This window comes from Shinella sp. GW821-FHT11G07, assembly GCF_058808115.1.
Genome location: NZ_JBXARJ010000018.1, coordinates 37,591 through 61,407 on the forward strand (window position 1 = coordinate 37,591; position 23,817 = coordinate 61,407).

Genomic DNA, 23,817 nt, shown 5'->3' on the forward strand with positions numbered 1-23,817 from the left:
GATCAGGCGATCTTGAGGGCGGCTTTCAAAAGAAGCGCGCGATAGGCAGCTTGGGCGTGCGGCGGCGAGAGATTGTGATCCGCATCGGGGATCATCTCGACCGCCACGTTGTGATAGCCATCCAGCCCGGTGCGGCCGAAATCGAGCTTCAGCCGCTCCAGCCCGACGTCACCCTCGCTATAGACCAGCAGCACCGGCACTTCGCGTTTCGCAAGCAGGCGGAAATCCGCCTGCGTATCGCCCCGCAACCGGCCGAAGCGGGAGAAACGACCGAGCGTGCGGGGTGCGATGACGGCAAGGCGGCGCGCGATCTGCACGCCGACATTGGCCGCCGCGCGGCGCAGGTCGATATCCCCGGAAATCAGACGCCGGAAGGTGGCGGGGTCGAAGGCGCGCTGGCGATAATCGTCGAGCGAGCGCGGATTGGCCCGCAGCGCCTCGTCGACGGACATGTCCGGATCCCAGCGGAAGGTGAAGGGATTGACCGACACGACGCCGGCCGCGCGTTCGTCCGTGACGGCGGCGCGGAAGGCAAGATAGGCGCCGCTGCACCGGCCGGAAAGAAGGACTGGCGCGAGGTGACGCGACACGAGGAAATCCATCGCCGCCCGGACATCGGCAAGCTGCGTCTCGCTGTACTGTACCTGTTCGGGCGCGTTTGGTGCTGGCGGGCTGTCGGCGACATTCGCGGCATCGAAGCGCAGCGATACGATGCCGTGCTGCGCGAGATAGCGGGCGGTCTCCGTCGTGCCCCGTGCCCAGCCGGCCTGCCGGTCGTACGCGGTGCCGAGCAGCAGCACGGTCGCGCCATGGCGCTGCCCCCGCGGGCCGCAAAGCGTTCCAAACAGCCGGTTGTTCTCGCCGAAACGCAACGGCTCTTCGACGAAGCCATCGTCTGTCAGCGGCGCCGAAGCGACGTGGTCCGTCGCGGCCCGCGCGCGTCCGCCCGTCTTGGCCACGCCGGCGATCCAATGGACGACGCCATCGATGACCGCCTGCGGTTGATGCGCCAAGGTGGGGTTGGAGACGAGATCGTCGTAGCCGGCGTAGTCCATGCTGGCGACGTCGGTGCCGAGGCTCGAAAGATGGGCGGCAAGGGCCGCGTCCTTTTCGCGGGCTGGTCGCGCGATCACCAGGGCTTTTGCAAACGGCAGCGCATCCAGCCGGTCGATGCTGAGGCTCTTGACGGCTTCGGCGACCTGTTCCGGCATGACCAGCCCGGCGACGGCGACACGGCCGGCAATGCGCTGCTCCGATCGCAGGCCGAGGCCCTCGTCCACCATCTTCGACCAGGCGGACAGTTCGCGCAGATAGAAGCGGCCGCTGACCACCGGGGCCATCAGCACGGCCGCCTCAGTATCGAGCGCCTTGCCGAGCTTTGCCGCAAAGGTCGCGCCAAGGCCGTGACCGACCAGCATCAGGCGAGCGGCACCGGAAAGCCGGCGCAGCTTGCGCGCGGCCGCCAGAATGGCCTGCGACCAGGTCTCGAGGCTCTGCTCGTCAGAGGTATCGAGCGCGTCGCCCGTGCCGGGATAATCGAAGCGCAGGCTGGCGACGCCGTGGGCGGCGATGCGCTCGGCGATGAGACGCCAGAGTTTTCGCGTGCACATTTCCTCAAAACCCCAGGGGCTGAGAAACAGCACGGCGACATCCGCGGGCGTTGTGGAGGCGGCAGCGGGCGTGTAGAGGCCGACCGTGCCCTCGAAGGTCACGGGAAGGGCTGCCTCCCCGGCGCGCCAGCGGGGCGCGGCGTCATGCTGCTCGATATCGTCTTGCCTGGTCTCCCCGCGCAGCATGGTGTCTCACTCTCCGACCGGCTGGGACAACGGCGGCGGCACCACGAGGGCGAGCAGCCGGCGCGCGATCCGGCCGGGTTTCATCGGCAGGCGCTCCAGCATCTTGTCGATGACGGCCCCATCCTCCGGCGGCACTGCCTTCAGCAGGCGCAGCAGAACTCCGTAGGCGACAGCCCCCGCAAGGATACCGATGATAACGCCGGTAAATCCGCCGATTTTTTCGGCAATCGGCCAGGCCGCAAGGCCACAGCCGGCGGCGGCAACGCCCACCTTCAGCACGATGACCGACAGGCCGGCCGACATCGCGCCGCGGCCGACGCCCGTCAGCAGCAGCACGACCATGATGGCGAAGACGACGCCGCGCACCGCCGCGGCCCCCGCTCCACCGGCAACCGGCACAACGAAAAACAGGCCGATGACCATCAGGGCCGCGCCGACGCCGCTTGCCACCAGGCGGATTTTTACCCGGTCCATGGAATAGAGATATTGCGTGACAAGCTGGCCGAAGACATAGGCCGGCGAGCCGGCGGCGAGGATCGCAACGATCAACCCGGCCTCGGCGAAGGGTGCGCCGTAGACGGCGGTCACCAGCGGATGGGCAATGGCCGCGAGCCCGAAGCAGAGCGGGAAGGTGATATAGGCGAAACTGCGCACCACGCCGTCGAAGATGCTGGCATGCACGCTGCCGCCCGATGCCTCCCGTCGCTCCGCATAGAACGGCAGCAGGCTTCCGGTCAGCTGCACGGGAAGCTGGAGGGCAAGATTGGCGAGCGACAGGGCGACGGCGTAGTAGCCGACCTCGCCGAGCGTCTGGAAATGCTGCAGGAAGAAAAGTTCCGGCCGATTGAGGAAGACTGCGCTGACGGCGAATTCGAAGAACAGCACGGCGGAATTGGCCAGCAGATACCGCCGGCGATAGCCGGCATTGTCGCGGCGGACCCCGAACAGGCCGAGCGTGTAGACGAACTGCACACATTGTCCGGCAATGTAGCCGACGAGTGCGCCGGCGATGCCGTAACCGATGGCGCCTGCGACGACGAAGACGAACTGGAGGAGCGAGGACAGCGCGGTGATGCGGAAGAAGGTGCCGAGGCGCTGTTCGCCGATCAGGAAATTCTTCGAGAAGGAACCGACCGACTGGATGAACAGCAGCACCGCCGTCAGGACGATGATGCCGGTGGTCACATCGGTGCCGTAGAGCAGCTCGGTCTTGAAGGAAACGCCGAAATAGAGCGCCACGAGAATGATAGTGGAGGCGATGACCGGCAACGCCAGATAGGCGGCAAAACCACGGCGCCCCGCATCGTCGACGCCGCGTGCCTTCAATTGCGGCAGGAGGCGCAGCAGCAGCACGCCGGTGCCGAGCTCGGCGACGAGCGAACCGGTCGCGCCGATCCACAGGGCAAAGGCGATGGTGCCGTTGGCTTCCGGCCCGAGCAGGCGCGCGACAAGGATCGAGCAGGCGAATCCGGTCACCAGCAGCAGCATGCCTGCTGCCGCATTCATGATCGAATTGGACATGATGCCCTTGCTCATCGGCCGTTCCATTCACCGTACGCGGCCGACGATTTTTCGCGGCCATACAGCGGGCACCCTAGGACGAAACCCTTAAGATATCGTCGTTCCGGCAGGGGCGGCGCGCCAGCCGGACCAGCGGCCGGCCAGGATTTCCCGCGAGCGGCGGGCAAGTGCGGGACGCCCCGTCAGCGTGTAGACGGCAATGCCGGCAAGCGGGCGCAGAAGATGCGGAAGATAGTCGGTGAAACGATAGCCGTGTTTGCGCATGACATAGCCAAGGCCGGCGCCGTAGACGCGCATCTTGCGCGCGCCGTCGGGCGTTGCCGCCTGGAGGCGATCATCCGGGTGGTGGCCGGTGAGCGCCGGGTCGTAGTGACCGCGGGCACCTGATGACAGCAGGTTCAAGGCGAGGTCCTGCACCTCGTAGGCCCCCCAGGGCGTACCGGAGCCGGGGCCGATGCGATCATCGAAGCCGCCGGCCTTCTCGAAGGCGGAGCGGCGCACGAACAGCATCCATTCGATCAGCGTGGTCCAGATGTTTTCGCGCTCGATCGGGCTTGGCGAGAGTTCGAAGCGGCCCATGATGGTTTCGCCTTCGGCATTGACCGCCCGTCCGCAATAGAAATCGGCCGGCACCGTCTGCGATATCGCCTCGAAACGCTGGAGCAGATCGGCCGGATACCAGCAGTCGTCATCCGGAAAGAGCAGCCACGTGCCCGTGGCCTTGGACGCCCCGAGATTGCGCGCCCGGCAGACACCCGCGCGGTCGGTCCTGACATGCTGGATGTGGAGGCGGTCCTGCCATTGCGAGACGATCGGCGCAAGGCGCTCGTCGGCATTCTGATCGACGAGGATAACTTCGAAATCACGGCGACCGAGCGCGGCAAGCGATGCAAAAAGCAGCTCGAGCTCGCTTGAACGGCCGAGCGTGGCGACAACCATCGATATCAGGAAAACCGGATCATCCGGAAACATGGAGAAGGCCTTGCAACAATCGATGGCGGCGACGACCCTTCGGTCTTCTGCTCGTTCCTGCAATTTGTCTACGAAACCTTAATGCAGGATGAATGCCCCCAAGAAAGCCGTCCCATCGTGCAAATCCGCGTGGCCTATCCACGAATGCCTACAGGAAATCATCGACGATTTCCTGTAGGCGCAGCAAGCGCCTGGGTCAGAAGAAGACGTGAAGCGGCCACTGAACGGGGCGCCGCGAAGAGGAGAGGCGGCTGCCTTCGAGCGGCAGGCGGTCTTCCGTCACGGTACCTGCGACCCTGTCGTCGCGTTGCGCCTGCTCATCCTTCGGCTGAAAGCCGACCGGATAGAGGTTGAAGTAACCAAGCGTCACGCCACCGAGATAGATCATGCGTTGCTCCCATTCCGTTTAACGTCCCGGCAAACATCATGGCGAAATCGTGGCCGCTGTCAATAGTCTATAGAATTAGTGCTCTATTCGCCGCTTGATGCACCGGGCGTGAAAGGGATACGAGACGGGTTCACGCCAATGGAAACCGCCCCTTGTACACGCTGGACCGCACCGAGATTTTCGAGCAGGACATCCGCAAGAGCCGTTTTCTTGCGACCGCCTGCCCGCTCGACAGCGAGGCGGACGCGAAGGCGCTGCTGGCAGACCTGTCCGACCCCTCGGCGAACCACAATTGCTGGGCCTGGCGCGTCGGCCAGGCCTACCGGTTCAGCGACGACGGCGAGCCGAGCGGCACGGCGGGAAAGCCCATTCTCCAGGCAATCGACGGTCAGGCGCTCGACCGCACGCTCGTCGTGGTCACGCGCTGGTTCGGCGGCATTCTCCTGGGCAGCGGAGGGCTCATGCGCGCCTATGGCGGCACCGCGGCCGCGTGCCTGCGCGCCGCGGCGAAGACGGAATATGTGGAACGGGCAGCACTGTCCGTCTCGCTCGGCTTTTCCGATTTGGCGCTGGTCAAGGCGCGGCTTGGCGCTTTTGCCGGGCTGGTGCTGGACGACGAGACCTATCACGAGACGGGGGCCAGGCTGTCCTTTCGCGTGCCTGCGGAGAAGGCGGAGGAGATCGGCCGGATGATCGTCGACCTCACCAGCGGGCGCGCCGAAATCGGCAATTGACGCGCAAGCTGCCCGCCTGACGAAAAGAAAATCACCTTCCACTGCGCGGCGACTTCGGAGAACGGTTTGGCGCAGGCGCAGCGAACCGCCGAACGCCTTCGTCCAACCGGCGGTAAAAGCGCAAAGATGCGCTCGTCCCTGACCCGGCAGCGACGGCGTGCCGCTATAGGCAAGCCAAATTTTTCGGTCTATCTACCGCCCGGATATATTCTCGCGGGCTTTTCGCCTGCGACCCCGCACGAGAGAGGACGAGACCCATGAGCCTGCGCATCAACGACATCGCTCCGGACTTCACCGCCGAAACCACCGCCGGCACGATCGGCTTCCATGACTGGATCGGCGATGGCTGGGCCGTGCTCTTCTCGCACCCGAAGAACTTTACCCCGGTCTGCACCACCGAGCTCGGCGCGATGGCCGGCCTCGAAGGTGAATTCCGCAAGCGCGGCGTCAAGATCATCGGCATCTCGGTTGACCCGGTCGAAAGCCACGCCAAGTGGAAGAACGACATTCGCACCGCCACCGGTTTCGACGTCGAGTATCCGCTGATCGGCGATAAGGACCTCGCCGTCGCAAAGCTCTATGACATGCTGCCGGCCGGCGCGGGCGAGACGTCGGAAGGCCGCACACCCGCCGACAACGCCACCGTGCGTTCCGTCTTCGTCATCGGCCCGGACAAGAAGATCAAGCTGATCCTCACCTACCCGATGACCACGGGCCGCAATTTCGCGGAGATCCTGCGCTCGATCGATTCGATCCAGCTCACCAGCAAGCACCAGGTGGCAACGCCCGCCAACTGGCAGCAGGGTGAGGACGTCATCATCACCGCCGCCGTTTCCAACGAAGACGCCATCGCCCGCTTCGGCGCCTTCGATACGGTGCTGCCATACCTGCGCAAGACCAAGCAGCCGGCCGCCTGATCACGACCAGCGGGTGACGGGCAGGGTTTGAAGCCTTGCCCGTCATTCATCCGGTACCATCTTCTCTCCATGGAGAAAGATGCCGATAGGCGGGGAGGGGCCTTGTTTCCCCTCAGTGCGCCTCGTCCCAATTGCGCGCGGCCCGCGCATCCACCTTCAGCGGGACCTTCATCGACAATGCGGGCATGGAAGCATTCTCCATGGTGTCGACGATGATCGGGATCGCCTTTTCGACTTCGCCATCCTCGACCTCGAAGATCAGTTCGTCGTGCACCTGAAGCAGCATGCGGGCGGACAGGCCGGCGGCGGCGAGCGCCGGCTCCATCTTGATCATGGCACGGCGGATGATGTCTGCCGCAGATCCCTGGATCGGGGCGTTGATCGAGGCGCGTTCATTGAAGGCGCGTACCGACGGGTTGGATGACTTGATTTCCGGGTAATGCGCGCGCCGGCCGAAGATCGTCTCGACATAGCCGTTCTCGCGGGCGAAGGCCTTGGTCGAATCCATGTAGTCCTTGATGCCGGGAAACCGCTCGAAATACTTCTTGATGTAGTCGCCCGCTTCCGACCGCTCGATCGACAGCTGGTTGGCGAGGCCGAAGGCCGAGATGCCGTAGATGATGCCGAAGTTGATCGCCTTGGCGCGGCGGCGCACTTCGGACGGCATGCCCTCGACCGGTACGCCGAACATTTCCGACGCCGTCATCGCATGAATATCGATGCCGTCGGCAAAGGCCTGCTTCAGTTGCGGAATGTCCGCCACATGGGCCAGCACGCGCAGCTCGATCTGGCTGTAGTCGGCCGAGACCAGCTTGTTGCCGGGCGTCGAGATGAAAGCCGTGCGGATCTTCCGGCCTTCCGCGGTGCGCACCGGAATGTTCTGCAGGTTCGGGTCGGAAGAGGAGAGGCGGCCGGTCGTCGTCGAGGCGAGCGCGTAGGACGTGTGCACCCGCTTGGTTTCGGGATGCACGAAGCCCGGCAGCGCGTCGGTATAGGTGGATTTCAGCTTGGTGAGCTGGCGCCAGTCGACGATCTTGCGCGGCAGCGGAATGCCCTGCGCGGCCAGGTCTTCCAGCACCTGCGCGGAGGTTGACCACTGGCCGGTCTTGGTCTTCGAGGCGCCGGAAAGGCCCATCTTGCCGAACAGGATGTCGCCGAGCTGTTTTGGTGAGCCGATATTGAAGCGCTCGCCGGCAAGCTCGTAGATTTCCTCTTCGAACCGGGCCGCTCCCTGCGCCAGTTCGCCGGAAAGGCGCGACAGCACCTGCCGGTCGATGGTGATGCCGCGCTCTTCCATGCGCGCGAGCACGGGTACGAGCGGGCGTTCCAGCCGCTCGTAGACGGTGGTCATGCGCTCGGCGGCCAGGCGCGGCTTCAGCACGTGCCAGAGGCGCAGCGTCACATCGGCATCTTCCGCCGCATAGGCCGTGGCGCGGGAAATATCGACCATGTCGAAGGTCTGCGCACCCTTGCCGGAGCCGGCGACGTCCTTGTAGGCGATCGGCTTGTGGCCGAGCCAGCGTTCCGACAGGGTGTCCATGCCATGCGTGCCGGCGCCCGCGTCGAGCGCGTAGGACATCAGCATCGTGTCGTCGAAACCCTCGACGGTGATGCCGTGGCGGCGCATGACGAGGTAATCGTATTTGAGGTTCTGCGCGACCTTCAGGACCGACGGGTCCTCCAGCAGGCCTTTCAGCCGCTCGAGCGCTGCGCGGATGGGGATCTGCCCCTCGGCAATCCCGCCGCCCAGGAGATCGCCGACGCCGGTCTTGTGGTTGAGCGGAACATAACAGGCGCGGATCGTCGTGCCCGTCGGGTCCTTGGCATTGTCGGCAATCGCCAGCGAGAAGCCGCAAAGCTCGGCCTGCATGGCATCAAGCGAGGTGGTTTCCGTGTCGAAGCCGACAAGGCCGGTTTCGCGCGCGGCGGCGATCCAGCGGTCGAGCGCCTCGAGGTCGCGCACCGTCTCATAGGTGGAATGGTCGATCGGGGCGGCGGAAAAACGCTCCGCACGTGCCCTGGCAAGCGCCGAAGGCGTCGCATCGCCGGTGCCGGCAGAGGGCAGTAGCGTTGCGGCGGCCTCTGCCGCCGTCTCATTGCCGTCCAGCACCGGCGCGGGGCCGGCCACGTCGCCCTTGTCGAGGTCCGGGCCGCGCGCTTCCGCGCCCCATTCGACCGGCACGACCGCCGGTTCGATGGCGCTGGCGTCGCAGGCGCAATCCTCCGCGACACGACGTGTCAGCGTGGTGAACTCCATGGTCTTGAGGAAGGCGATCAGCTTCGGGCCGTCCTGCGGATGCAGCACCAGCTCGTCCAGCGTCGTGTCGAGCGGCGTATCGGTCTTCAGCGTGACGAGCTGGCGGGACAGCAGCACGAGCTCGCGGTTCGCCACTATGTTCTCGCGGCGTTTCACCTGCTTGATCTCCTCGGCACGGGCGAGCAGCGTGTCGAGATCGCCATACTCTTCGAGGAGCTGGGCTGCGGTCTTCGGGCCGATGCCGGGAACGCCCGGCACGTTGTCGGTCGAATCGCCCGTCAGCGACTGGAGATCGATCATCTTCTCCGGCGGCACGCCCCATTTCTCGATGACCTCGGGAATGGAGATCTGCTTGTCCTTCATGCTGTCATACATCGAGACGTTTTGCGTCACGAGCTGCATGAGGTCCTTGTCGGAGGAGACGATGGTGACGCCGGCGCCATCGGATTCGGCGAGGCGCGCATAGGTGGCGATCAGGTCGTCGGCCTCGAACCCTTCCTTCTCGATGCAGGGAAGGTTGAAGGCGCGGGTCGCGTGGCGGATCAGGCCGAACTGCGGGATCAGGTCTTCCGGCGGCGCGGTGCGGTTCGCCTTGTACTGGTCGTAAAGCGCGTTGCGGAAGGTTTTCGACGAATAGTCGAAGATGACGGCGAAATGGGTCGGCGTCACGCCCACGTCGGTGTTGCGCGCATCCTTCAAGAGCTTCCACAACATGTTGCAGAAGCCCGAGACGGCATTGACCGGCAGCCCGTCCGATTTGCGGTTGAGCGGCGGGATGGCGTGGAAGGCGCGGAAGATGAAACCGGAGCCGTCGACGAGGAAGAGATGATCACCTTTTTTCATGGGGGAATGGATAGCGCGGGCGGCTTTCCGCGTCCATCTCTCATTGAGGGTTTGCCACCCGATCAAGCGGCCGGAAAGCCTCACACGAACGTTACCAATTTGTAATTTCCGCGCGTTCGAATCCCTTGAAAAGCCACATTCGAACCCACAAATATTCATCAACGGCACCTGATCAAGCCGTTGTCTGGCATCCCGGCCTGTCCCCCGCCGCGCCAGACAAGGACAAAGGCCTCATCCCCCTCTCCGGGCCTTTGTCCATCATTCGAAGAAGCCGCCGCGACAAGCCTCCTGTCGTCGGCGGCTTCTCGCATTTGGGCGATTGCATCGTCTGCGATCCATTGTCTTCGGTTGCAAACCGGCATAGCTTCTCCGCCATGGACTTTGACCGGAAGGAGTCGGCCGCATACCTCGCCAATCTCCTGGCGAAGGGGGCCTCCCGCGCGTTGCAGGCGCGGGCGGACGGGGCCGGCTTTGCGCCCGGCCAGTTCCCGGTTCTGGTGGAACTGTGGAGCGGCGACGGCCTCACCCAGCGCGAACTTCTCGACCGGCTCGATATCGAACAGGCGACGATGGCCAACACGCTTGCCCGCATGCAGCGCGACGGCCTGATCTCGCGCCGCCGCCACCCGAAGGACAAGCGGGCGCAGCTGGTTTTCCTCACGGTGCGCGGCAAGGCGCTGCGCGAGGCCGCACTTGCTGCGGCGTCTGCGACCGAAGACGCTCTCTTCCAGGGTTTCCGGCAGTTCGAGCGGGAGCTGTTGCTCGAATATATGCGCATGGCGCTGACCAATCTCGGCCGCGATCCGCGCGTGTGATCGTCGCGGAACCGTCATACGATTTGCCCTTCCCGACGCGATCGGTCTAATGTCGCGCCGAAATTTTGATTTGCCGCATGTCGTCATCGCAAAACCGCTGACACAGCTTGGCGCAGCCTGCTTCAGGGATTCGACCATGACCAATATTCTGCCCGTCCTCGATCACGTCAGCGCCGGTATCCCGGCAAGCCTTGAGCGCCTGTTCGAGCTGGTGCGCATCAAGTCCATCTCCACCGATCCGGCCTTCAAGGCGGAATGCCGCCGCGCGGCCGAATGGCTGGTGACGGAACTGCGTTCACTCGGCTTCGACGCGACGGTGCGCGATACGCCCGGCCATCCCATGGTCGTCGCGCATCATGACGGCGCCAAGCCCGATGCGCCGCACGTGCTGTTCTACGGCCATTATGACGTGCAGCCGGTCGATCCGCTGAATCTCTGGGATCACGATCCCTTCGAGCCGGCCGTGCGTAACACTGGCGACGGCCGCCGTATCATTACCGGTCGCGGCACTTCGGACGACAAGGGCCAGCTCCTGACCTTCGTCGAGGCCTGCCGCTCCTACAAGGAAACGGCGGGCTCGCTGCCCTGCCGCGTGACCATCCTCTTCGAAGGCGAGGAGGAATCCGGTTCGCCGTCGCTGAAACCCTTCCTGGAGGCCAATGCCGCCGAACTGACGGCCGACTTCGCCCTCGTCTGCGATACCAGCATGTGGGACGCCGACACGCCGGCGATCTCGGCGGGCCTGCGCGGCCTCGTCGGCGAGGAGGTCGTCATCAAGGCGGCCGATCGCGACCTGCATTCCGGCTATTTCGGCGGTGCGGCGGCAAACCCGATCCACATTCTGTCGCGCATTCTCGCCGGCCTGCATGACGAGACCGGCCGCGTGACGCTCGACGGCTTCTACGAGGGCGTCGAGGAAACCCCGACGCAGATCAAGGCGGCCTGGGAAAAGCTCGGCAGCTCGTCCGAAAGCTTCTTGGGCGAAATCGGCCTGTCGATCCCGTCCGGCGAAAAGGGCCGCTCGGTGCTGGAATTGACCTGGGCGCGGCCGACGGCGGAAGTGAACGGCATCACCGGCGGCTACACCGGCGAAGGCTTCAAGACGGTGATTGCCGCCGAAGCCTCGGCAAAGGTCTCCTTCCGCCTCGTCGGCAAGCAGGACCCGGCCAAGATCCGCGACGCCTTCCGCGCCTATGTGCGGTCCAAGATCCCGGCCGACTGCTCGGTGGCGTTTCACGCCCATGGCGGTTCGCCGGCCATCCAGCTTCCTTACGATTCGGAACTGCTCGGCAAGGCGAAGAACGCGCTTTCCGACGAATGGCCGAAGCCGGCCGTGGTCATCGGCATGGGCGGCTCCATCCCCATCGTTGGCGATTTCCAGAAGATGCTTGGCATGGAATCCTTGCTGGTCGGCTTTGCGCTGTCGGATGACCGCATCCATTCGCCGAACGAGAAATACGAGCTGCGCTCCTTCGAGAAGGGCATCCGTTCCTGGGTGCGCATTCTTTCCGCGCTCGCGGCGCGCTGACGCAGATGTGATGACAAAGTTGGTTGGCTTTAACCGAAGGGAACGGAAAAGCTGACCAACTGAATGACAAGGGCCGCATCGCGGACAGGCGATGACAGGCCCGCACGATGGGGAAGGGTTGGGATGGCATCAGGAAAGATTGCGAGACACCCTCGCAGCTCAGGCGATCGCGCGCCGGGCGCAGGGGGCAAGGCAGGATGAAGCGGCTGAAAAAATTCTTCTGGCCGCTCGTCAGCACCGCCGCGATCATTCTATCGGTCTACATCCTCTACAAGGAGCTGCGCGGCCTGTCGCTCGCCGAGTTCATGGCGAGCATCCATGCCATTCCGGTCTCCGGCTGGATCCTTGCCTGCATAGCCACGCTCGTCGCTTACGCAGCCCTCGCGGCCTACGACCATCTGGCGCTCGAACATCTCGGCCACCGCATCTCGCTGTGGTTCATCACCATCACCTCCTTCACCACCTATGCGCTGTCGCACACGATCGGCGCGTCGGTGTTTTCCGGTGCGCTGGTGCGTTACCGCGCCTATACGTCGAAGGGACTGACCGGATCGGAGGTGGGCGTCCTCGTCGCCTTCTGCTCGTTCACCTTCGCGCTCGGCACCTTCATGCTGTTCGGCCTGGTTCTGGTGCTGGAGCCAACGATCATCGAGCGTTTTGCCGGCTTCCTACCGATCGAGGCGGCGCTGTCGACCGGCTGGCTCATTCTCGCGCTCGTGGCGCTCTACGTGGTCGGCAGCCTCGTCGGCTTCCGGCCGATCAATACGCGCTGGCTGAAGCTCGAATATCCAAAACCCTCGCTGGTCTTCCGCCAGCTGTTCATTGCGCCGATCGAGCTTATCGCGGCGGCGGCGATCATCTATTTCGTGCTGCCGGCAGAGGGCAATCCGGGTTTCTTCGTGGTGCTCGGCATCTTCCTCGCCTCCTTTTCGGTGGCGCTGCTGTCGCATGCGCCGGGCGGCATCGGCGTTCTGGAACTGGTCTTCATCGCCGGCCTGCCGGACATGGACCCGGCAACCGTGCTTGCGGCCCTTGCCGTCTTCCGGCTGTTCTACCTGATCATCCCGTTCATCATGGCGCTGGTGGTCATTCTGATCTTCGAACGGCAGCGTTTTCTTGCCCGTCCGGGCCATGGCGAAGATTGAAGGGCGGCTCGTTTTGGTTCATCTCGGGTTCAGCCGAATTCTTTCATGGTATGATCCGTCTTGATCACTGTGCAACAGTGACAATCCAAGGGAGACCGACATGAAGACAACGTTCAAGGGCGGCATTGCCGCGGCCATGGCCGTCGCCATGTTTGCCACGACATTCGTCCCGGCAGAGGCCTTCGCCATGCCGATGCCGAAGGTCGGCGCTTCTCAGTCCAGCGATGTCCAGCAGGTGCAATGGCGCGAACGTCGCGAACGTCGCGGCTGGCATGGCGGGCATCGCGGCTATCGTTATGAGCGCCACGGCTATCGCCGTCATTCGGATGGCTGGTGGTATCCGCTGGCAGCCTTCGGCGCCGGTGCGATCATCGGCGGCGCGATCGCCAATGACAGCTATTCCCGGCCGCGTTACGAAGGCATCAATCCGCGCCACACCGATTGGTGCTATGCGCGCTACCGGTCGTACCGGGACTACGACAACACGTTCCAGCCCAATTATGGCGGTCGCCGTCAGTGCTACTCGCCTTACTACTGACGCAAACCATCGGGCGGCCCAAAAGGCCGCCCGAAGTCTTTGAGGCCACCAGCGTACGTCGAGCGCCTCACGACTTGTCGCGGAAGTGATTGAGAAATTGGAGCTTTCCGTTTCCGGTTTCTTAACCACCCCTTAAATCGCCGCATTTAAGGTTCAACCGACGGCGACATTCACGAGGGCATATCCGACCGCTTATGGCAGGCAACCGCAAATCCGAGCGTATTGAACCGTCCTTCCAGGGATCGAGAGGGCGCGACGACGACGATTTTCACGTCGGCGCGGCTGATCGCGTGGTGGGCGGCGGTGGTCGCAAGGGGCGTGGCAAGCCGCCGAAGGCCGAGAGGCCGCAGCGTGGCTCCAGGGCGCGCCGGCAATCGTCCGGCGGTGGCGTCTTCGGTTTCTTCCGCAGGCTCGTCTACTGGTGCTTCGTGCTCGGCCTGTGGGGCGCCATCGGCGTCGGCGGGTTGGTGCTCTATTACGGCGCGCGCATGCCGAGCGCCACGAGCTGGTCGATCCCCGACCGGCCGCCGAACGTCAAGATCCTGGCCGTCAGCGGCGAGGCGATCGCCAATCGCGGCCTGACCGGCGGCGAGGCGCTGAACCTCGAAAACATGTCGCCCTATATCCCGCAGGCCGTCATTGCCATCGAGGATCGCCGCTTCTATTCGCATTTCGGTGTCGATCCGCTCGGCCTTGCCCGCGCGATGCTCACCAACATCACGACCGGTCGCATGGTGCAGGGCGGCTCGACGCTGACCCAGCAGCTCGCTAAAAACATGTTCCTGTCGCCGGAGCGCACGCTGGAGCGCAAGGTGCAGGAAGTGCTGCTCGCCTTCTGGCTCGAGCACAAATATTCCAAGGACCAGATCCTTGCGATGTATCTCAACCGCGTGTTCTTCGGCTCCAACTCCTATGGTGTCGAAGCCGCCTCTCGGCGTTACTTCAACAAGTCGGCGCGGGACGTGAACCTCGGCGAGGCAGCCCTTCTCGCCGGCCTGCTGAAGGCGCCGTCGCGCCTGTCGCCGGCGCGTGATCCGGAAGCGGCGGAAGCCCGCGCCCAGGTCGTGCTCGGTGCGATGCGGGAAGAAGGTTTCGTCACCGACACCGAAATCACCACCGCGATGTCGCAGACGCCGGCGCGCGCAAAAAGCTACTGGTCCGGCGCGCAGCATTATGCCGCTGACATGGTGATGGCGCAGCTTCCCGGCATGATCGGCGACGTTACCGAAGACCTCATCATCGACACGACGATCGACCTCGACCTCGAAAAGAAGGCCGACGAGACGATCTCCGCGATCATCGACAAGGAAGGCGCCAAGTCGAACGCCTCGCAGGCCGCCCTCGTCTCGATCGACGGCACGGGCGCCATCCGCGCACTGGTCGGCGGTCGCGACTATGCGGAAAGCCAGTTCGACCGCGCCTCCAAGGCGAAGCGCCAGCCGGGCTCCGCCTTCAAGCCCTTCGTCTATGCCGCAGCGCTCGAAGCCGGCCGCTCGCCGCTTTCGGTGCGCAACGATGCGCCGGTGAAGATCGGCAAGTGGACGCCTGAGAATTACGACCAGAAATACCGCGGCGAGGTCACGCTCTCCTCCGCGCTTGCCAATTCGCTGAACACCATCGCCGCCCAGCTCGTCATGGAAGTGGGGCCAGACGAGGTGGTCAAGCTTGCGCGCCGGCTCGGCATCGAATCGGAAATGCAGTCGAATGCCTCGATCGCGCTCGGCACGTCCGAGGTGACGCTGGTCGAGCTGACGGCCGCCTATGCGCCCTTCATGAATGGCGGCTACAAGGCGACGCCGCACATCATCCGCCGCATTTCGACGGCCGAGGGCCGGGTGCTCTACGAAAACACCTACGATAATCCGCCCCGCGTGCTGGAGCCGAACATCGTTTCCATGATGAACGGCATGATGATGCGCGTCATCACCGATGGCACCGGCAAGAACGCCCGCATTCCCGGCTGGCCGGCGGCGGGGAAATCCGGCACGACGCAATCCTTCCGCGACGCACTCTTCGTCGGTTTCACCAGCAACCTGACGACCGGCGTGTGGTTCGGCAATGACGACGGCAAGTCGATGAAGAAGGTGACGGGCGGCGGGCTTCCCGCAAAGGCCTGGAGCCAGTTCATGATCGCTGCCCATGCCGGCCTCAACCCGTCGCCGCTGTTCGGCACGGCCGGCGGCGACCAGCCGGTGGTGGAGGGAACGCAGCCGGTGCCGGAAGAGGGCGGCGACCAGCTGTTCGACATCATCTCCCGCACGCTCGGCACCGATGGTGGCAACACCCGCGATGGTCAGGCCGTCGCTGCCGAACAGACGGGCGCGGTGCCGCTCGACGACGGTCTCGTTCCGCCCGCCGACGTGGGCGAGCAGCGGCAGACCGGCACGCGGCGCACGACCTTGCTGGATGTGCTTCTGGGGGGCTGAGGATGTCGGCGCGATGTCATCGTTCGTCATGGGCGGCGGGCAACCCTGTTCGAGCCGCCTCTATCCGCAAGCGATAACCACGTTCGACGGCTCGATCGGATGATCCACCCACCGTCGGGATTGCCGGCGGGGACGCGCGGTTGATCGGCGCGAAAGCCGGCCTTCGATTGGACGGAAAGAGCCAGCGCACGGGTTTCGACGACGATCGCTGCATGTCGGTAGCTCAACCGTAGAAAAGCCAGGGTCAGTCGGGTGCGTCGAAATCATTGCCACACAGTCCGCGTTTGATTAGCGGACGATTGCGCACGCGGTTATGGTGACGGGGACAATTGGCGTTAGAAAACTGGATGGGCCTGTTGTAAGCCGTTGAATACACGAATTTGTTCGATCTGTTTTCGCGCCGCGGCATTCTCGTTCATACCGGAATGCAGAGCGGAGGCTCGATATTTTTCGGGTGGGCTCGCCTTCGCCGGATCAGCCGCTCTGCGCCCAAGCACGTGCCGGGGCCGCAAGAATACCCGTGCAATGACGCTGCCTGATCGCACTGTTCGGCTTGACGCCCGTCGGGAACCTCACCACATTGCGCCTGCTAGACGGTTCACCCTTCTCATAGCGCTGATTTTGCGAGCTTTGCGGCCGCACGATGTCTTGCAGTCGCATAGAGTGCTCCTTATATACGCCGCAAGGCTTCGGCTCACGCTCAAGCTTTCGAGAAGACCATACCATTAGGGGCTGCCAACAGAATGCCTGAATGGGTTCCGGCAGTTCGCTTCAAGGAGAGAATGACATGGCTAAAGTAATCGGTATCGACCTCGGGACGACCAATTCCTGCGTATCCGTCATGGACGGCAAGGACGCGAAGGTCATTGAGAATGCCGAAGGCGCGCGCACGACCCCGTCGATCGTCGCCTTCAACGATGATGGCGAGCGCCTGACCGGCCAGCCGGCGAAGCGCCAGGCCGTCACCAACCCGGAAAACACCCTGTTCGCAGTGAAGCGCCTCATCGGCCGCCGCTACGACGACAAGCTCGTCGAGAAGGACAAGGGTCTCGTTCCCTACAAGATCGTCAAGGGCGACAACGGCGACGCCTGGGTCGAAGCCCACGGCACGGGTTATTCCCCGTCGCAGGTCTCCGCGATGATCCTTCAGAAGATGAAGGAAACCGCCGAATCCTATCTCGGTGAGAAGGTCACGCAGGCCGTCATCACGGTTCCCGCCTACTTCAACGACGCGCAGCGCCAGGCGACCAAGGATGCCGGCAGGATCGCAGGTCTTGAAGTTCTGCGCATCATCAACGAGCCGACGGCTGCGGCCCTCGCTTACGGCCTCGACAAGAAGGACGGCAAGACCATCGCCGTCTACGACCTTGGCGGCGGCACGTTCGACATCTCGGTGCTCGAAATCGGCGACGGCGTCTTCGAAGTGAAGTCGACCAACGGCGACACCTTCCTCGGCGGTGAAGATTTTGACATGCGCCTGGTCGAGTACCTGGCGGCCGAGTTCAAGAAGGACCAGGGCATCGACCTGAAGAACGACAAGCTCGCCCTTCAGCGCCTCAAGGAAGCTGCCGAAAAGGCCAAGATCGAACTCTCGTCCTCGCAGCAGACCGAAATCAACCTGCCGTTCATCACGGCGGACGCTTCCGGTCCGAAGCACCTGACGATGAAGCTGACCCGCGCCAAGTTCGAAGCGCTGGTCGACGACCTCATCCAGCGCACCGTCGCTCCGTGCAAGGCAGCCCTCAAGGATGCCGGCGTCACGGCGGCAGAGATCGACGAAGTCGTTCTGGTCGGCGGCATGAGCCGCATGCCGAAGGTGCAGGAAGTCGTCAAGCAGCTGTTCGGCAAGGAGCCGCACAAGGGCGTCAACCCGGATGAAGTGGTCGCCATGGGCGCCGCCATCCAGGCCGGCGTTCTGCAGGGCGACGTCAAGGACGTTCTGCTTCTCGACGTGACCCCGCTGTCGCTCGGCATCGAAACGCTGGGTGGCGTCTTCACCCGTCTGATCGAGCGCAACACGACGATCCCGACGAAGAAGAGCCAGACCTTCTCGACCGCCGAAGACAACCAGTCGGCCGTGACGATCCGCGTTTCGCAGGGCGAGCGCGAAATGGCGGCAGACAACAAGCTGCTCGGCCAGTTCGACCTCGTCGGCATTCCGCCGGCACCGCGCGGCATGCCGCAGATCGAAGTCACCTTCGACATCGACGCCAACGGCATCGTGCAGGTTTCGGCCAAGGACAAGGGCACCGGCAAGGAACACCAGATCCGCATCCAGGCCTCTGGTGGCCTCTCCGACGCCGACATCGAGAAGATGGTGAAGGACGCCGAAGCCAACGCCGAGAACGACAAGAAGCGCCGTGAGGGCGTCGAGGCGAAGAACCAGGCCGAAAGCCTCGTGCATTCGTCGGAAAAGTCGCTCAAGGAATATGGCGACAAGGTCACGGAAGACGACCGCAAGTCCATCGAGGACGCGATTGCCGCCCTCAAGACCGCGATCGAAGCTTCCGAGCCGGACGCAGACGACATCAAGGCCAAGACCAACACGCTCATGGAAGTGTCCATGAAGCTCGGTCAGGCGATCTATGAGGCCCAGCAGGCCGAAGAGGCTGCCTCCTCGGGTGACGCCGGCGACAACGTCGTCGATGCCGACTACGAGGAAGTCAAGGACGAGGACGACCGTAAGAAGTCGGCCTAAGCCTCTGGAATGCCGGCCGCCACAAGCGGCCGGCGCAACGGATAGCAAAAGGGCGGAAGTCAGCGCGAAGGGAACAAGGCCAAGATGATCACGCCCGTTCTAAGCGGTGACGATGTCCTGGCCTTTCCTTCGCCCCGGCTTCCGCCCTTTTGCGTGTGCGCTTTTCAAGCGCAGGCCAAGGCAAGCTTGCTCATCCATAACGACAAGACCAGTCCATGAAACGGACCTGACCGAATGGCAAAAGCTGATTTTTACGAGACGCTGGGTGTCTCCAAGACCGCCGACGAGAAGGAGCTGAAGAGCGCCTTCCGCAAGATGGCGATGAAGTATCACCCGGACAAGAATCCGGGCGATGCCACGGCCGAGCAGACGTTCAAGAACGTCAACGAGGCATACGAAACGCTGAAGGACCCGCAGAAACGCGCGGCCTACGACCGTTATGGCCACGCTGCCTTCGAGCAGGGCGGCATGGGCGGCGGTGGCGGCGGCTTCCAGGGCGGCGGCTTCTCCGACATTTTCGAAGATATCTTCGGCGAAATGATGGGCGGCGGGCGCCAGCGGCGCTCCTCCGGCGGGCGCGAGCGCGGTGGCGATCTGCGCTACAACATGGAAATCTCGCTGGAAGAGGCCTATGCCGGCAAGACCGCGCAGATCCGCGTGCCGACGTCGATCACCTGCGACGTCTGTACCGGAACCGGCGCCAAGCCCGGCACGAGCCCGAAAACCTGCGCCACCTGCCAGGGTTCCGGCCGCGTGCGGGCAGCCCAGGGCTTCTTCTCGATCGAACGCACCTGCCCGACCTGCCACGGCCGCGGCCAGACCATCAGCGACCCCTGCACGAAGTGCCACGGCCATGGCCGCGTCACGGAAGAGCGCTCGCTGTCGGTCAACATCCCGGCCGGCATCGAGGACGGCACGCGCATCCGGCTCTCCGGCGAAGGCGAGGCGGGCGCACGCGGTGGTCCTGCGGGCGATCTCTACATCTTCCTGTCGGTGAAGCCGCACGAGTTCTTCCAGCGTGACGGGGCGGATCTTTACTGCACCGTGCCGATCTCGATGACGACGGCAGCTCTTGGCGGCACGTTCGATGTGGCGACGCTCGACAGCACGAAGTCCCGTGTTACCGTGCCGGAAGGCACGCAGGCCGGAAAGCAGTTCCGGCTGAAGGGCAAGGGCATGCCGGTTCTGCGTTCCGCGCAGGTCGGTGATCTGTATATCCAGATCCAGATCGAGACGCCGCAGAAGCTGACCAAGCGCCAGCGCGAGCTGCTCAAGGAATTCGAGGAGATTTCCTCGAAGGACAACAACCCGGAATCCGCCGGTTTCTTCGCGCGGATGAAGGAGTTCTTCGAAGGCTGATCGTCTTTCGAGCATTCAAACAAAAGCCGGGGTGGAAGCACCCCGGCTTTTTTCATGCGGCGCGCAGGATGAAATTCGAAAAGCGCTTCTGCACGAAGGGCGAGACGACGAAGACCATGGCGAACACCATGATCGGCGCGATGACCGCCGTGCGCTGCCAGATCGTCCAGCCTTCGGTGAGCGGCAGGACGATATAGAGGATCGTGGTGATCAGGGGGTAGACGGGCACCAGCATGGCAAGTGCGAGGTGGAGTTTCGAAAGTTTGCGGTTGGAAGTCGAAGCGGTCATGGGAGGAGCCTTTATAGAACGGAACGTTTCGTTTATATAGAAACGAAACGTTCCGTTCAAGTGCTCGGCGTGCTAAAGCAATGAAAAAGGAAATGTCATGACCGAGGCAGACAGCAAGCCGGCACGCCGTTCGATCGGCGCCACGCGCAATCCGGACAGCCAGGCGGCCATTCTCGCGGCGGCCGAGGCCGTGCTGGTGGAAAACGGGCTCGGTGGCTTCTCCATCGAGGCGGTGGCGCGTCGCGCCCGCGCCGGCAAGCCGACGATCTATCGCTGGTGGCCCTCGCAGGCCGCGCTGCTGCTTGACGTCTATCACAGCCAGAAGCGCATCAATTTCATCTTCCCCGACAAAGGCAACGTGCGCGAAGACCTGCGCGCCTATCTTTCCGGCCTCATGCAGACGTGGCGGGAAGGTGCCAGCGGCGAACTTTTCCGCAGCGTGGTGGCCAAGGCCCAGGGCGAGCCTGCCGCGCTCGCAGCCCTTTCCGCCTACATGGCGGACCGTCGCAGCCAGAGCGGCAGGATCATCGAGAAGGCGCAGGCGCGCGGCGAGGTGCGTCCGGACGTGCAGCCCGAACTGATCACCGAAATCCTGTCGAGCTTCGCCTGGGGCCGTTTGCTGACCGAGCGGCTTGATGTCTCTGACGCGGAAATCGATGCCGTGGTCGATGCGGTTCTCCACGGCATTGTCGCGAAGCCGGTCGCCTGAGCCGGCGTCAGGCCTTGCCCGATTCCCAGCCCAGCATGGCGCGCTTGCGCGTCAGGCCCCAATGGTAACCGGTAAGCGCGCCACTCTTGCCGAGCGCCCGGTGGCAGGGCACCACGAAGGAAATGGGGTTTCGCCCGACGGCGGCACCCACGGCGCGCGAGGCGGTCGGCTGGCCGAGTTTTTCGGCGATCGACGAATAGGTGACGGCACAGCCCATCGGAATGCGCAACAGCGCCTCCCAGACGCGGACCTGAAAGTCCGAGCCGATCAAAACGACGCGCAACGGTTCTTCCGCATTCCAGCGCTCCGGATCGAAGATACGCTCCGCATAGGGGGCAGTTGCCTCGCTGTCCTCGGCATAGATGGCGTTCGGCCAGCGCGAGGACATGTCCTCGAAGGCGTCCATGCCGTTCGCCTCGTCGGTGAAGGCGAGGCCGGCAAGGCCGCGATCGGTGATCATGACGAGCGCGCCGCCGAAGGGCGAGGGGTGCAGGCCGTAGCGGATCGTCAGCCCCGCTCCGCGCGCCTTCCATTCGCCGGGCGACATGGCCTCGTGCGTGACGAACAGATCGTGCAACCGGCTCGGGCCGGAGAGACCGACCTCGAAACTCGTTTCGAGCAGCGGCAGGTCCTCCTGGCGCAGCAGGCGCTTGGCGTGGTCGAGCGTCACGGCCTGCAGGAACGCCTTCGGCGACAGCCCGGCCCAGCGGGTAAAGGTCTTCTGCAATTGCGTCGGCGACTGGTCGAGCCGGCCGGCGATGTCTTCCAGGCCCGGCTGATCGCGATAGTCCTCGGTGATCATTTCGATGACCCGGCGGACGGTCGCATAGTCGTCGCCCTCGGGCGTGATGTCGGTTTGCAAAGTCGCGGCAATGTTCATTGGTCTTCTCCTGTGCCGCCAGAAAAGCACGCCTGGGGCATGCTCGCCACCCGATTCCTGCCGGACTCGCTAGTAGCCGCGTTTGACCCGGGCAAGCGCGCCGGAAAAGGCGGAGGCGAAGCGTTCGCGATCGTCAAGGGGCAGGAATGTACCGACATCGGTCTCGCGGCCGTCGCCGCTGACATGCATGGCGGTGATGCCGATCTTCGGCTTGCGCGAGACAAGGAAGCGCGCCCAGAACGGATTGAAGACGTGTTCGGTCTCGCGGCCCGACGGGCTGATCTTGCGGATCGAGATGTTGGTGCGCGAGAGCGACACGACCTCGCGCGCCTTTGCCGCCCGGTTGTTCAGCCAGAAGGCACCGAAGAGGATGCCGAAATCGAGGCCGAAGAACAGCATGACGGGCCAGGCGCCGGAAATCAGGAAGACGGCCATATGGGCAAGGGTGAGCGCGCCCGCGATGATGAAGAATATGCGGTGTCCATTCCGCCCCAGCGAGCGGTAGGGGTGGAGTTCCGCGGAGAAGACCGGCAGGTCGTTCATCGTCATGTCGGCGTTGCCTTGCGTCATGACTGACGATTATAGAGCATGTTGCGCAAAAATGTGCAGCGGTTTTGCGATAACAACATGCGGCGATAGAGCATCATGGAAAACGGGACGATCAAAAAGAAGCCGAGCTCCGCCTCGCCCCGGCGCAAGGCGCCAGCGCGGCAGAAGAGCCTCTATTCGCAGGACGAGCTGAAGGAGATTTTCCGGCGCTTCTCCATCCAGCGGCCGGAGCCGAAGGGCGAGCTGGAACACGTCAATCCCTTCACGCTGGTGGTCGCCGTGGCGCTCTCCGCGCAGGCGACGGATGCCGGCGTCAACAAGGCGACGCGCGCGCTCTTTGCCATTGCCGACACGCCGGAAAAGATGCTGGCGCTCGGCGAAGAGAAGGTTCGCGACTACATCAAGACGATCGGGCTCTACCGCAACAAGGCGAAGAACGTCATCGCGCTCAGCCAGATGCTGATCGAGCGCTTCGGCGGCGAGGTGCCGCGCACGCGCGAAGAGCTCATTATGTTGCCGGGCGTCGGCCGCAAGACGGCGAATGTCGTGCTCTCTATGGCCTTCGGGCAGGCGACGATGGCAGTCGACACGCATATCTTCCGCATCGCCAACCGCCTGCTGCTGGCGCCCGGGAAAACGCCGGACGAGGTGGAGGATCGGCTGATCCGCATCATCCCGGACGAATATCTCTATCATGCGCACCACTGGCTGATCCTGCACGGGCGCTACTGTTGCAAGGCGCGCAGGCCGGAATGCGAGCACTGCGTCATCGCCGATCTCTGTCGATCGCCGGAAAAGTCCTGCGACGTGCCGGCGCCCCTGGTGGAACTGCCGGCGCAGCTCTACGGCCCTACGCCCTGACGAGGCCGTCGAGCAGGTCGGCGATCGCGCTTTGATAGATCGTGCGGTCGGCGCCCGTCTCGATGGCGATCGCCGCGCGGTCGAAGGCGGCGGAGAGCATTTCCGTCAGCGCCTGGAGCGTTGCGGTATTCGCCCCTGCTCCAAGGAAGTCCGATAGGCCTGCCTTCAGCGTCGCTTCGGCATTCTGCCGGTCGATCGCAACGACGCTTTCCAGCCCGAGCACCGCCGGCGCTTCGAGCAGGAGCAGGCGTGTGCGGCCAGGCTTGATCATGGCGTCGAAATAGGCGGACGCCCCGCGCAAGAGTGCCTCCCGCGGTGATTTGCTCCGCACCGCTCCCTCTTCGATGTGGGCCGCCACGGCTTCGCCTTCGCGCTCGAGAACCGCGCGAAACAGCGCTTTCTTGTCCTCGAAATGATGGTAGAGCGCGCCGCGTGTCACGCCCGCTTCCGCCACGATGTCGGGCGTCGCCGTCTCTGCGTAACCCTTTTCCACGAAGAGCCGCCGCGCAGCCTCGATCAAAGCGAGGCGTGTTGCCTCGGTGCGTTCCTTGTTGCTGCGAGCCATTTTCCCTCTTTACATACAAACTGCACG

General features: G+C 64.0%; 20 protein-coding genes. 11 read left to right on the plus strand and 9 right to left on the minus strand.

Annotated elements, in window-relative coordinates; translation table 11 throughout:
• Positions 1-2: 2 nt before the first annotated feature.
• The 4 genes from AC1RT2_RS27170 to AC1RT2_RS27185 all read right to left on the minus strand — a co-directional run bounded on the left by AC1RT2_RS27170 (position 3) and on the right by AC1RT2_RS27185 (position 4,677).
• Positions 3-1,796, minus strand: coding sequence for an alpha/beta hydrolase (locus AC1RT2_RS27170; protein WP_493107006.1), 1,794 nt, complete (start codon positions 1,794-1,796; stop codon positions 3-5).
• Between the two features lie 6 nt (positions 1,797-1,802).
• A complete protein-coding gene (locus tag AC1RT2_RS27175; protein WP_493107008.1) occupies positions 1,803-3,332 on the minus strand; it encodes a lipopolysaccharide biosynthesis protein in 1,530 nt (509 codons plus the stop codon).
• Positions 3,333-3,404: 72 nt separating this feature from the next.
• On the minus strand, positions 3,405-4,352 hold the full coding sequence (locus AC1RT2_RS27180) for a glycosyltransferase family 2 protein (RefSeq protein WP_493107010.1): 948 nt from the start codon (positions 4,350-4,352) through the stop codon (positions 3,405-3,407).
• A gap of 133 nt (positions 4,353-4,485) precedes the next feature.
• Positions 4,486-4,677 (minus strand): hypothetical protein, encoded by a 192-nt coding sequence (locus AC1RT2_RS27185; RefSeq protein WP_444800157.1) that lies wholly within the window; start codon positions 4,675-4,677, stop codon positions 4,486-4,488.
• A gap of 152 nt (positions 4,678-4,829) precedes the next feature.
• Between AC1RT2_RS27185 and AC1RT2_RS27190 the strand changes: the two genes are divergently transcribed.
• Both AC1RT2_RS27190 and AC1RT2_RS27195 read left to right on the plus strand, forming a co-directional pair.
• Positions 4,830-5,411: an IMPACT family protein gene (locus AC1RT2_RS27190; RefSeq protein ID WP_493107012.1), complete on the plus strand. Its 582-nt coding sequence runs from the start codon at positions 4,830-4,832 to the stop codon at positions 5,409-5,411.
• 257 nt (positions 5,412-5,668) lie between these two features.
• Entirely contained in the window at positions 5,669-6,328 is a 660-nt protein-coding gene (locus tag AC1RT2_RS27195) for a peroxiredoxin (protein ID WP_261003934.1), read from the plus strand.
• A 112-nt stretch (positions 6,329-6,440) separates the two neighbouring features.
• On the opposite strand, the gene polA is transcribed toward AC1RT2_RS27195, so the two are convergent.
• Entirely contained in the window at positions 6,441-9,428 is a 2,988-nt protein-coding gene (polA, locus tag AC1RT2_RS27200; protein WP_493107015.1) for a DNA polymerase I, read from the minus strand.
• 374 nt (positions 9,429-9,802) lie between these two features.
• Between polA and AC1RT2_RS27205 the strand changes: the two genes are divergently transcribed.
• The 7 genes from AC1RT2_RS27205 (at position 9,803) to dnaJ (ending at position 19,937) form a co-directional block, all read left to right on the plus strand.
• Positions 9,803-10,243, plus strand: a complete 441-nt coding sequence (locus tag AC1RT2_RS27205) for a MarR family winged helix-turn-helix transcriptional regulator (RefSeq protein WP_069060441.1) — start codon at positions 9,803-9,805, stop codon at positions 10,241-10,243.
• Positions 10,244-10,379: 136 nt separating this feature from the next.
• Positions 10,380-11,771 (plus strand): M20/M25/M40 family metallo-hydrolase, encoded by a 1,392-nt coding sequence (locus AC1RT2_RS27210; protein ID WP_069061564.1) that lies wholly within the window; start codon positions 10,380-10,382, stop codon positions 11,769-11,771.
• 197 nt (positions 11,772-11,968) lie between these two features.
• Complete coding sequence (locus AC1RT2_RS27215; protein ID WP_069060440.1) at positions 11,969-12,916, plus strand: lysylphosphatidylglycerol synthase domain-containing protein; 948 nt, start codon at positions 11,969-11,971, stop codon at positions 12,914-12,916.
• Positions 12,917-13,016: 100 nt separating this feature from the next.
• Positions 13,017-13,454 (plus strand): BA14K family protein, encoded by a 438-nt coding sequence (locus tag AC1RT2_RS27220; RefSeq protein ID WP_493107018.1) that lies wholly within the window; start codon positions 13,017-13,019, stop codon positions 13,452-13,454.
• 194 nt (positions 13,455-13,648) lie between these two features.
• Positions 13,649-15,880, plus strand: coding sequence for a transglycosylase domain-containing protein (locus AC1RT2_RS27225; RefSeq protein WP_493107020.1), 2,232 nt, complete (start codon positions 13,649-13,651; stop codon positions 15,878-15,880).
• A 787-nt stretch (positions 15,881-16,667) separates the two neighbouring features.
• Positions 16,668-18,578, plus strand: coding sequence for a molecular chaperone DnaK (dnaK, locus tag AC1RT2_RS27230; protein WP_493107022.1), 1,911 nt, complete (start codon positions 16,668-16,670; stop codon positions 18,576-18,578).
• Between the two features lie 234 nt (positions 18,579-18,812).
• Positions 18,813-19,937, plus strand: a complete 1,125-nt coding sequence (dnaJ, locus tag AC1RT2_RS27235; protein WP_493107024.1) for a molecular chaperone DnaJ — start codon at positions 18,813-18,815, stop codon at positions 19,935-19,937.
• A gap of 52 nt (positions 19,938-19,989) precedes the next feature.
• Here the strand turns inward: dnaJ and AC1RT2_RS27240 are convergent, their stop codons facing one another.
• Positions 19,990-20,226: a hypothetical protein gene (locus AC1RT2_RS27240; protein WP_493107026.1), complete on the minus strand. Its 237-nt coding sequence runs from the start codon at positions 20,224-20,226 to the stop codon at positions 19,990-19,992.
• A 97-nt stretch (positions 20,227-20,323) separates the two neighbouring features.
• On the opposite strand from AC1RT2_RS27240, the gene AC1RT2_RS27245 reads away from it, so the two are divergent.
• Positions 20,324-20,935 (plus strand): TetR/AcrR family transcriptional regulator, encoded by a 612-nt coding sequence (locus AC1RT2_RS27245; RefSeq protein WP_493107028.1) that lies wholly within the window; start codon positions 20,324-20,326, stop codon positions 20,933-20,935.
• 7 nt (positions 20,936-20,942) lie between these two features.
• Here AC1RT2_RS27245 and AC1RT2_RS27250 read toward each other — a convergent pair whose 3' ends face one another.
• Together AC1RT2_RS27250 and AC1RT2_RS27255 are read right to left on the minus strand one after the other, a co-directional pair.
• Entirely contained in the window at positions 20,943-21,815 is an 873-nt protein-coding gene (locus tag AC1RT2_RS27250; RefSeq protein ID WP_493107030.1) for a methylated-DNA--[protein]-cysteine S-methyltransferase, read from the minus strand.
• Between the two features lie 69 nt (positions 21,816-21,884).
• The gene (locus AC1RT2_RS27255; RefSeq protein WP_444800147.1) at positions 21,885-22,385 is read right to left on the minus strand and encodes a DUF2244 domain-containing protein; all 501 of its coding nucleotides are present in this window, start codon (positions 22,383-22,385) and stop codon (positions 21,885-21,887) included.
• Positions 22,386-22,460: 75 nt separating this feature from the next.
• Here AC1RT2_RS27255 and nth point away from each other — a divergent pair, with 75 nt between their 5' ends.
• Complete coding sequence (nth, locus tag AC1RT2_RS27260) at positions 22,461-23,225, plus strand: endonuclease III (RefSeq protein WP_493107032.1); 765 nt, start codon at positions 22,461-22,463, stop codon at positions 23,223-23,225.
• On the opposite strand, the gene AC1RT2_RS27265 is transcribed toward nth, so the two are convergent.
• Positions 23,215-23,790, minus strand: a complete 576-nt coding sequence (locus tag AC1RT2_RS27265; protein WP_493107034.1) for a TetR/AcrR family transcriptional regulator — start codon at positions 23,788-23,790, stop codon at positions 23,215-23,217. The genes nth and AC1RT2_RS27265 overlap by 11 nt on opposite strands.
• Positions 23,791-23,817: the final 27 nt, after the last annotated feature.

Excerpts from the sequence above, each read along its gene's own strand:
- AC1RT2_RS27250 (WP_493107030.1), bottom strand. The coding sequence starts at position 21,815 with ATGAACATTGCCGCGACTTTGCAAACCGACATCACGCCCGAGGGCGAC.
- AC1RT2_RS27170 (WP_493107006.1), bottom strand. The coding sequence starts at position 1,796 with ATGCTGCGCGGGGAGACCAGGCAAGACGATATCGAGCAGCATGACGCC.
- AC1RT2_RS27215 (WP_069060440.1), top strand. The coding sequence starts at position 11,969 with ATGAAGCGGCTGAAAAAATTCTTCTGGCCGCTCGTCAGCACCGCCGCG.
- AC1RT2_RS27255 (WP_444800147.1), bottom strand. The coding sequence starts at position 22,385 with ATGACGCAAGGCAACGCCGACATGACGATGAACGACCTGCCGGTCTTC.
- AC1RT2_RS27195 (WP_261003934.1), top strand. The coding sequence starts at position 5,669 with ATGAGCCTGCGCATCAACGACATCGCTCCGGACTTCACCGCCGAAACC.
- AC1RT2_RS27245 (WP_493107028.1), top strand. The coding sequence starts at position 20,324 with ATGACCGAGGCAGACAGCAAGCCGGCACGCCGTTCGATCGGCGCCACG.
- nth (WP_493107032.1), top strand. The coding sequence starts at position 22,461 with ATGGAAAACGGGACGATCAAAAAGAAGCCGAGCTCCGCCTCGCCCCGG.
- AC1RT2_RS27225 (WP_493107020.1), top strand. The coding sequence starts at position 13,649 with ATGGCAGGCAACCGCAAATCCGAGCGTATTGAACCGTCCTTCCAGGGA.
- AC1RT2_RS27185 (WP_444800157.1), bottom strand. The coding sequence starts at position 4,677 with ATGATCTATCTCGGTGGCGTGACGCTTGGTTACTTCAACCTCTATCCG.
- AC1RT2_RS27240 (WP_493107026.1), bottom strand. The coding sequence starts at position 20,226 with ATGACCGCTTCGACTTCCAACCGCAAACTTTCGAAACTCCACCTCGCA.
- dnaK (WP_493107022.1), top strand. The coding sequence starts at position 16,668 with ATGGCTAAAGTAATCGGTATCGACCTCGGGACGACCAATTCCTGCGTA.
- dnaJ (WP_493107024.1), top strand. The coding sequence starts at position 18,813 with ATGGCAAAAGCTGATTTTTACGAGACGCTGGGTGTCTCCAAGACCGCC.
- AC1RT2_RS27210 (WP_069061564.1), top strand. The coding sequence starts at position 10,380 with ATGACCAATATTCTGCCCGTCCTCGATCACGTCAGCGCCGGTATCCCG.
- AC1RT2_RS27265 (WP_493107034.1), bottom strand. The coding sequence starts at position 23,790 with ATGGCTCGCAGCAACAAGGAACGCACCGAGGCAACACGCCTCGCTTTG.
- polA (WP_493107015.1), bottom strand. The coding sequence starts at position 9,428 with ATGAAAAAAGGTGATCATCTCTTCCTCGTCGACGGCTCCGGTTTCATC.
- AC1RT2_RS27205 (WP_069060441.1), top strand. The coding sequence starts at position 9,803 with ATGGACTTTGACCGGAAGGAGTCGGCCGCATACCTCGCCAATCTCCTG.
- AC1RT2_RS27175 (WP_493107008.1), bottom strand. The coding sequence starts at position 3,332 with ATGAGCAAGGGCATCATGTCCAATTCGATCATGAATGCGGCAGCAGGC.
- AC1RT2_RS27220 (WP_493107018.1), top strand. The coding sequence starts at position 13,017 with ATGAAGACAACGTTCAAGGGCGGCATTGCCGCGGCCATGGCCGTCGCC.